General features: G+C 50.4%; 9 protein-coding genes and 1 pseudogene. 1 reads left to right on the forward strand and 9 read right to left on the reverse strand.

Features of this window, described 5'->3' with window-relative positions:
* Positions 1 to 2 precede the first annotated feature (2 nt).
* From cysW to cysP, 3 genes are read right to left on the reverse strand one after another with little or no spacing between them, the layout of a single operon-like run.
* On the reverse strand, positions 3 to 911 hold the full coding sequence (gene cysW, locus BZG73_RS12800; protein WP_077668495.1) for a sulfate ABC transporter permease subunit CysW: 909 nt from the start codon (positions 909 to 911) through the stop codon (positions 3 to 5).
* Positions 912 to 920: 9 nt separating this feature from the next.
* On the reverse strand, positions 921 to 1787 hold the full coding sequence (gene cysT, locus BZG73_RS12805; RefSeq protein WP_077668496.1) for a sulfate ABC transporter permease subunit CysT: 867 nt from the start codon (positions 1785 to 1787) through the stop codon (positions 921 to 923).
* A 23-nt stretch (positions 1788 to 1810) separates the two neighbouring features.
* Entirely contained in the window at positions 1811 to 2815 is a 1005-nt protein-coding gene (gene cysP, locus BZG73_RS12810) for a thiosulfate ABC transporter substrate-binding protein CysP (RefSeq protein WP_069586667.1), read from the reverse strand.
* A 244-nt stretch (positions 2816 to 3059) separates the two neighbouring features.
* Between cysP and cysM the strand changes: the two genes are divergently transcribed.
* The gene (gene cysM, locus BZG73_RS12815) at positions 3060 to 3950 is read left to right on the forward strand and encodes a cysteine synthase CysM (RefSeq protein WP_077668501.1); all 891 of its coding nucleotides are present in this window, start codon (positions 3060 to 3062) and stop codon (positions 3948 to 3950) included.
* 56 nt (positions 3951 to 4006) lie between these two features.
* On the opposite strand, the gene BZG73_RS12820 is transcribed toward cysM, so the two are convergent.
* The 6 genes and pseudogenes from BZG73_RS12820 to BZG73_RS12840 all read right to left on the reverse strand — a co-directional run bounded on the left by BZG73_RS12820 (position 4007) and on the right by BZG73_RS12840 (position 8866).
* A complete protein-coding gene (locus BZG73_RS12820; RefSeq protein WP_077668497.1) occupies positions 4007 to 4447 on the reverse strand; it encodes a YeeE/YedE family protein in 441 nt (146 codons plus the stop codon).
* 15 nt (positions 4448 to 4462) lie between these two features.
* Positions 4463 to 4888: a YeeE/YedE family protein gene (locus tag BZG73_RS12825; RefSeq protein ID WP_077668498.1), complete on the reverse strand. Its 426-nt coding sequence runs from the start codon at positions 4886 to 4888 to the stop codon at positions 4463 to 4465.
* A gap of 139 nt (positions 4889 to 5027) precedes the next feature.
* The gene (locus tag BZG73_RS16345) at positions 5028 to 5300 is read right to left on the reverse strand and encodes a methyl-accepting chemotaxis protein (protein WP_369801978.1); all 273 of its coding nucleotides are present in this window, start codon (positions 5298 to 5300) and stop codon (positions 5028 to 5030) included.
* Between the two features lie 375 nt (positions 5301 to 5675).
* Positions 5676 to 6770, reverse strand: a pseudogene (locus BZG73_RS16350) (PAS domain S-box protein); the annotation flags it as partial.
* Between the two features lie 193 nt (positions 6771 to 6963).
* Entirely contained in the window at positions 6964 to 8664 is a 1701-nt protein-coding gene (locus tag BZG73_RS12835) for an FAD-dependent oxidoreductase (protein ID WP_077668500.1), read from the reverse strand.
* Positions 8665 to 8674: 10 nt separating this feature from the next.
* On the reverse strand, positions 8675 to 8866 hold the full coding sequence (locus BZG73_RS12840; protein ID WP_069586663.1) for a YgaP family membrane protein: 192 nt from the start codon (positions 8864 to 8866) through the stop codon (positions 8675 to 8677).
* Positions 8867 to 8974: the final 108 nt, after the last annotated feature.

The raw sequence follows: 8974 nt of genomic DNA on the forward strand, positions 1-8974 counted from the left end.
GCTTACGGCTCACTCTGGTTCGTTTGTAAGGTTAAGTGGGCAGGCGTTGATGCACTGCTTTCATCCATCGGCGCGGTGCTGGCGTGCACACGATACTGACGCCATTCCACCAAAGCTTTTAGCGCCAAGGTGGCGAGAGCCATAAAAGCAAGTAATGACGCACAGGCGAACGCCGCTTGGGTTTGGTAGTCCTCATAGAGCAGCTGTACCTGCAAAGGCAGGGTATTGGTTTGACCGCGAATGCTGCCTGACACCACAGCGACCGCACCAAACTCGCCGATGGCGCGCGCATTAGTCAAAATGACCCCGTAGATGAGGGCCCACTTAATATTGGGCAAGGTGACGCGGCGAAAAAGCTGCCACCATGATGCGCCTAACACCACCGCCGCTTCTTCCTCGGCTTGCCCTTGCTGTTGCATGAGCGGGATCAGCTCGCGGGCGACAAAAGGGCAGGTAACAAAAATAGTGACCAACACAATGCCGGGTAGGGCAAACATTACTTGAAGATCATGCTCAAATAGCCACGCGCCTAGCCAGCCGTTACTGCCATACAGCAGCAAATAGAGTAAGCCTGCGACCACGGGCGACACGGCAAACGGGATATCAATCAAGGTGGTGACCAGTTTTCGTCCCGGAAATTGGAAACGGGTGACCGCCCATGCCAACATCACGCCAAATACTAGGTTAATGGGTACCGTGAGAACGGCCACTAATAAAGTGAGGCCAATCGCGTGGCGGGTATCCGGCGCGAGCAAGTGTTGGAAGTAACTGGCGATACCATCCGCGAAGGCAATGGAAAAGATGCTTACCAATGGCACAACCAACACCAGCGCCACGAGCAGCAGCATAAGCGCGATTAAACTGCGCCTTATCCATGGGGTATCACCGATTCTCACCGTGTTTCTACTCATAAGGTGTCCTTATCGCCCGTGAATGCGCTTTAAGTAGCGACCTTGCCAAAGGTTAATGGCAAACAACAATGACAGGGATGCCATCAAGATCACCGAGGCAATGGCACTCGCCGCTGGAAAATCAAACTCTTGCAAGCGAACAAAGATCATCAGCGACGTGATCTCGCTAACGTAGGGCATATTGCCAGCAATAAAAATGACCGCGCCGAACTCGCCTAAGCTGCGGGTAAACGATAAGGCCACACCGACTAACAACGCTGGCTTGATGGTCGGCAGAATAATCCGCCAAAATACCGCAGCGTCGCTCGCCCCGAGCACAGTACCGGCCTCTTCTTCCTCTTGAGAAATTTCCTCCAACACGGGTTGGACGGTACGCACCACAAACGGCAAGCTGGTAAACATCATGGCAATCACGATCCCAAGCGGCGTGTAAGCAACTTGGATACCGAAATTAGCAAGCACACTGCCTATCCAGCCGTTATCGGCGTACAGGGTGGCGAGCGTGACACCGGCAACGGCGGTGGGCAGTGCAAACGGCAAATCAACCAGCGCATCGACCAAGCGTTTGCCCGCAAAATCGTATCGCACCAGCACCCACGCAAAGAGCAGGCCAATCACACCATTTAGTAGTGAGGCAATCAGCGCCGCACCGGCTGTGACTTTATAACTGGCAACAATGCGTGGGTCAGTGATGGCAAACCAGTATTCTTGCCAACTCATTTGGCTGGTTTGCATGATAAGGCCGCTGGCCGGTAACAGCAGGATTAAGCTGAAGAACAGCAAAGACACGCCCAAACTGATGCCAAACCCGGGCAGCACGCGTTGCTGACGTGCTGCCAAAGGTGTGGATTGGCGTTGATACGATAGCGATGGCATAGCGTCTCAATACCTAGAAAGCATTAACGGCGTTGTAGTTGGTCGAGTTTTCCGCCACTGGCAAAGTGCGTTTTCATGGCCTGGTCCCAACTTCCTGCGATAGCTTCCACGGTCAGCAATTCGACTTCAGGGAAACGATCGGCATTGTCTTTGACCACGTCAGGGTGATGGACACGGTAGTTAAAATCGGCCAATAAGCGCTGTGCTTTTTCACTGTATAGGTAAGACAGATACTCGGTTGCCAACTCAGTGGTGCCGTTGCGTTTGGCGTTACGCTCAACCACGGCGACGGGGAACTCAGCTAAAATCGAGGTTTTAGGCACCACAATATCGTACTTGTCGCTACCATATTGCTGGCGGATATTGTTGACTTCTGATTCAAAGGTGACCAGCACATCGCCAATGCCACGTTCAACAAATGAGGTGGTTGCGCCGCGGCCACCGGTATCAAACACCGCCACATTGGCGAGAAGCTGTTTCAAAAACTGGTCTTGTTGCTCGGTGTTGTCTTTTCCGAACGCCTTTTGCGCATAACCGAGTGCAGCAAGGTAGGTATAACGGGCGTTACCGGAGGTTTTTGGGTTTGGGAAGACAGAGGCAACGTCGTCCTTGGCTAAATCATCCCAATTTTCAATGTTTTTGGGGTTGCCCTTGCGCACTAAAAACGCGGTGGTGGAGTAGTACGGCGAGCTACTGTTGGGGAAATTCTCTTTCCAGTTTTTGTCGATCAACTTGCCGCGATCGTACAGCACCTGTACATCCGTGACTTGGTTGAAGGTGACCACATCCGCTTGTAGCCCTTGCATGATGGCGCGCGCCTGCGCCGAGGATCCGCCATGAGACTGCTTAATGGTCACCGACTCTCCGGTTTTTTCTTGCCAGTGCGCCGCAAACAGCGGATTGTAATCAGCAAAAAGCTCACGCGCGATGTCGTAAGATGAATTCAAAAGAGTTTGCTCGGCGGCAGATACCGGTGCGGCACTGGTGGCAAGCAAGGCTGAGAGAGCCAGCGTTTTGAATACCTTCATTGTAAAATCCTTGATAGCCGTTTGTTGCTGTTATCAGCGAAGAAAGTTGGGATAGGTCACAGAATAAAAGCAATTGAAGGGAATAAAAAAGAGTTTGAATATAACCATTTTGTATATGTTAGTGAAAAAATGTCTGCGTGTCGCACATAGCCTCCTTGTAGGRTATGGCGATAGACAGTGCCTTACGCGGTGTTGAAAGCACCCATCAGGCAGGCAATTCATGAAACATGCAGAGGTAAGCAACGTGGCTGATTTCCCCACGCTTGAAGATTATGTGGGTCAGACCCCTTTGGTGCGCTTGCAGCGCCTAGCTGCAGCTACAGGCAGCACTGTTTTGGTCAAACTCGAGGGCAATAACCCAGCCGGTTCGGTGAAAGACAGACCTGCACTTAATATGATCGTGCAAGCAGAAGCACGGGGAGATATCCAACCGGGCGATACCTTGATTGAAGCGACCAGTGGCAACACTGGGATCGCGCTGGCGATGGCAGCGGCGATTAAAGGCTATCGACTGATTTTAATCATGCCTGAAAACGCCACACAGGAGCGCAAAGATGCCATGCGAGCCTATGGCAGTGAGCTTATCCTCGTCTCTCAAGCGGCGGGGATGGAAGGCGCACGCGATTTAGCTTTATCCATGCAGGCACAGGGTAAGGGCAAAGTGTTGGATCAGTTTAWTAACCCGGATAACTGGCAGGCGCACTTAACGGGTACGGGCCCAGAAATTTGGCAACAAAGCCAGCAACAAATCACCCACTTTATCGCCAGCATGGGCACCACAGGCACCATTGTGGGAACCTCAAAGTACCTAAAAACGCAAAACCCCGCGATTAAAACCATTGGCTTACAGCCTACCGAAGGGAGTGCGATCCCTGGTATTCGGCGCTGGCCGGCTGAGTATTTACCTGGCATTTATACCGACGAGCATATCGACGAGGTGATGGACATTTCTGAGCAAGATGCGAAAGAGACTGCGCGCGCCCTCGCCAGAGAAGAGGGTATATGTGCAGGTGTTAGCTCGGGTGGCGCGGTGTTTGCGGCCCTGCAAGTCGCGAAAGCCGAACCCGGCTCTGTGGTGGTGCCCATTGTTTGCGACCGCGGCGACCGTTATTTGTCGTCGGGACTGTTCTCGTAGAACGACGATAAACCGAAGGCAGGTGGCGATTGCGCCGCCTGCTCACCTGTCATTCTTTAACGTTCAGCCGCGAGAGTGCGGTTTGAGCTGGCACTGAATAGGTTTACAAGCCGCATTCCGACTAGCATGCTAATCACAAATAAGCTTATCGGTAGTGCACCGGAGCCAATGGCCGTGATTGCCGGGCCTGGGCAAAGTCCGGCGAGTCCCCAGCCGGTGCCAAAGAGTAATGCGCCGCCGATGAGTTTTTTATCAATCTTTCGCGTTTTGGGCAGGCAAAATTGATCGGCCATTAAGGGTTTTTTCTGCCGACGCACGGCCAAAAAGTAGCCGGGAACAAAAACCAGCAGCGCACCACCCATCACAAACACAAGGCTGGGGTCCCAGTGGCCAAACACATCCAGAAAGCCAATCACCTTAGACGGGTCGGTCATGCCTGACACCATCATACCCACACCGAAGATAAAGCCTGAGAGTAGAGCAACAAGGCGGAACATAAGCGATAAACGTCCTTAAAGGTGTAAACGAACAAAAACAGTGACAAAGGCAGCACTCATAAAAGTGAGCGTTGCCACGATTGACCGTTTCGATAAGCGACCGATGCCACAAATGCTATGACCACTGGTACAGCCGTTTCCGAGCGTTGTTCCTGCGCCGACCAATAAACCTGCGAGTACGGCAACCATAGGTGTTAATCCCGGTGTAAGGCTTGTGTAGTCGGGCAATTCGAAGCCAATGAATGGCATTAAGACACCGGCAGTGATCATACCCAGCAAAAACAACCCTCGCCATTGTGCCTCACGACCGCGTGATGACAACGCGCCTGACACTATACCGTTGATCCCCGCAATACGACCATTGAAAGCTAATAGTGCCAGACAGGCTGTGCCCACAAGCATGCCACCAACTAAGGCTTCCCATGGAATTTGAAATGTCATGATTTTCCTTTCAGTGAGTCAAAACAGGTTACGATTAAATCAGACACGCAGCATACTGAGGCTTCAATATAAGTCAATGCTAATTTAGTTTTTGCGTGAATAAATGGCGCTAGTGTTGGCTCTTGGACTTCTCGACGTTCTAGCTCTCTATGTCATTCAACAAGGTGGCCAGTTCATCAATACTTTGCACGGTACTTTCCACTAATTCACTAATCTGTTTACTCGACTGATGAGAGCTTTGGGCTAACTGACGAACCTCATCGGCGACCACGGCAAAACCACGCCCAAGCTCACCCGCGCGAGCGGCCTCTATGGCGGCGTTGAGTGCGAGTAAGTTAGTGCGCTCTGAAATATTGTTGATGGTATCAATGATTTTCATGACCTCTTGGCTGGACTGAGAGACGGACTGCATTGATGTTTGTGTTTTTGCGACTGTTTTACGCCGCGTACTGATATCGATACCGAACATGACATAATTGAGTATGTTGCCGGATAAATCTTTAAGTACACAGATTCTCGCATCAATCGCCAGTTGGTCATGTTGACCATCAAACTCGATCAACGCCGAAGCATGCCCTTGTTCATCAATCGCTTCTTTTAATTCGTGAGTAATTTTATGATAAATAGAACGTGACGCGTCGTCACACGACTTATCAATCTGTTTTAGTGCCTCTTCAAATAAGGGGTTCACGGAATCAAGCTTGCCAGTCGCGTCAATCTCCATAATGACGAGCGCGCCGCCAATAGCATCCAGTTTGCGGGTGAAATCTAAATAGGTTTGCTTGACTTGCGTAATATTGGCTTGTACCGATATAAAATGGGTTAGCTGGTTTTGGCTGTCCCAAACAGGGTTTATCGATAAGGAGATCCAGTAGGGCTCGCCATCCTTATTATAATTCAATATTTCGTCATAGAAGGGTTCACAACGTGATAAATGATCGCGGATATTTTGTATGGTTTGGGGGTCGGTATCTTTACCTTGTAAAACATGTCCTGGCTTTTTCCCTTCCATTTCATTAAATGTATAGCCTGACATATCTTCGAAGCCGCGATTAACGTATACCACTTCACCTTTCGGATTCGTCACCACAACAGCATTGTCGGTTTCGTTAGCGACCATGGACAGTAATCGCATTTCTTCGCGACGTCTTACTGCTTCCGTAACATCTTTAACAAATGCGGTATAGAGTGTCCGGTTATCCAGACGTATCTTAGACAGTGACAGTTGTCCCCAGAGGCGATGACCGTCTTTGTGTTCAATTTCGACTTCTCGACTTGTCCCGACAATTCTGTCTTCGCCGGTTTTGCGGTTCCTATCAATATATTCATCATGAGTAGACTGAATTGCTTGCGGGACCAGCATTTTAACGTTTTTACCCTGAACCTCTTCTTTGCTGTATCCCCACAACTGCTCAGCCGCTTTGTTATAAAAAGTGATACAGTTGTGTTCATTTATGCACACGACTGCATCAAGCGCTTGCTCGAGCGTTTGGGTCATCATCTCTCGTGCCTCTCGTTCCGCGGTCACATCACGAACAAAGGCGGTGTAATGGATTTTGCCAGCGACACGTATCTTGGATAACGACAGTTGTACCCAAGTCAATGCGCCATCTTTCCGCTTGAGCTGCACTTCCCGAGAGCGTCCGACGATACGATCCTCCCCGCCCTCTCTGTGTCGGTTAACATAACTATCATGATCAGCTTGCAGTTCGGTAGGGATCAGCATCGCCACGTTTTTACCTAATACCTCGTTCGCGGCGTATCCCCATATATCCTCTGCGGCTTGATTAAAAAAGGTGATGTTATTGTGATGATCAATCGTGACAACGGCGATAATGGCTTGCTCAAGTGCTTGTAAATGAGTGTTAGAGCGACCTAGCATAGTTATCCTCTTGCTCAAAACGGGAAATGAGACTCAGTGGAGTGATGTCGTGACATCATGCATGAAGTTAATGACTAAAAGCCTTACAACTAATCATGACAATAGTTAAGGTATAAACGAGGTAGGGGAGATTTTCCAATAAATAAAAGCACGAACGGGTGCTCGTGCTTTTTGATAGGGAGTGTCTGAATGGTTAGGCGGTGGCGAATTTGTAAGTGCGATAGCCTCCAATCAAATTGCGCGCTTTAAAGCCATGATTGACTAACTGGCGGTAGGCGACGTTGCCTCTGAGACCGACCTGACAGTAAATCAAAATTTCTTTGTCTTTGGGTAGTTCATCGATGCGTCCGCGCAGCTCGTCGACCGGAATATGCACATCGCCTTCAATGTACTGGCCGTTTTCGCGCTCTGGGGCATTGCGCACATCGAGTAGCACTTGGTCATCATGTCTCGCATCTAGCTCGTGATAATGAATCGCTTTTGCATCACCCTTAATCAGGTTGGTTGCTACAAACGCCGCTTGGTTAATCACATCTTTGGCACTTCCGTAAGGCGGTGCGTAGGTGAGTTCTAGATGTTGTAGCTGCTCAACGGTCATGCCAGCACGTTGTGCCACGGCCATTACATCAATGCGCTTATCAATGCCGTCTTTACCCACCGCTTGTGCGCCTAAAATCGCACCGGTATCCGGGGCAAATAACAGTTTAAACGAGACAATTTCGGCACCGGGATAATAACCGGCATGACTGGCGGCGTGGACATAGACCTTTTGATAGTCGATATCAGCGTGCTTGAGTTGTTTCTCGTTTTGGCCCACCGAGGCGACGGCGAGATCGAACACTTTACAGATGGCGGTGCCTTGGGTGCCAAGATAATGTTCAGTGCTTCCTAGCATGTTGTCAGCGGCCATACGTCCTTGACGGTTCGCCGGACCCGCCAGTGGCACTAACGTTGGCTTATGGGTCACAAAGTCGATTTCTTCGACTGCATCGCCGACCGCGTAAATATCGGGATCTTGGGTCTGCAGAGTACTGTTGACCACAATCCCGCCTTTTTCACCAATGGCAAGCCCCGCCTGTTGCGCCAGCGTGACTTCAGGCTTAACGCCAACCGCCATGATCAACAATTCAGTCTGCAGCGTGTCACCATTATTGAGCGTGAGGCTCAGTGAACCTTCTAAGTGTTGTGGCTCTCTGGGCTCGCCGGCATCATCACTGGCGACATGCGTGGTGGGAATAAACTCGGCGGACTCCAGCGCTGTGCCTAGGCGTAAATCCACTCCTTGATCGCGAATGGTTTGATGAACAAAGCCCGCCATTTCGCGATCAACCGGCGTCATGACCTGATCGGCCATCTCCAATAGGGTGGTTTTAATCCCGCGTTGATGCAGCGCTTCCATCATCTCAAGGCCAATAAATCCTCCGCCAACGACAGTCGCATGGCTGGGGTTATTCATATCAATGGTATGCAAAATCGCATCCATATCTGGAATATTGCGGAGCGAGTGGGTCAGCGGGTTATCTAAGCCAGGGATGGGCGGCATGATGGGGGCCGCACCTGGGCTTAACAGTAATTTGTCGTAACTTTCTTGATAATCGCTGCCATCGGCACGGGTGACGGTAACGGTTTTGTTCTCGCGATTAATCGCAGTGACTGTGCTGTTGATGCGCACATCCACATTAAAGCGGGCGCGAAAACTATCTGGGGTTTGCAGCAAGAGTTTACTGCGATCGGTAATATCTCCGCCGATATGATAAGGCAAACCACAATTAGCGAACGAGACGTACGGGCCACGTTCGAACATGATAATTTCGGCTTCTTCACTTAAGCGACGGGCGCGAGCGGCGGCAGAGGCGCCACCAGCGACGCCGCCAATAATTACGATTTTGGTCATTATGACTCCATCAAGCGTTGCTTAGTCCAAGTTTTTTCAGGAAAAAGGCAGCCGGACAAATCCCTGTAAACGCACTTTGGATCAGGTTTACGCCAATGAAGACGGTTAGCCAAATAAATTGGCTGTGAACTGTGAGGGTAAGCACGACAGAAAGTAGCACCATCATGCCAGCGATTACACGTACGCCATTATCAATTGTCATAGCAAGACTCCTTTGCATCCTCTATACGATTCCCCGACAGACCGAACCGCTTTGGCTCGAACGCCTTCAGTGTTTGTCGGCACTGGGATCACTCTAGAAGTTATATTT

This window comes from Salinivibrio siamensis, from assembly GCF_001996005.1.
Lineage (GTDB): Bacteria > Pseudomonadota > Gammaproteobacteria > Enterobacterales > Vibrionaceae > Salinivibrio > Salinivibrio siamensis.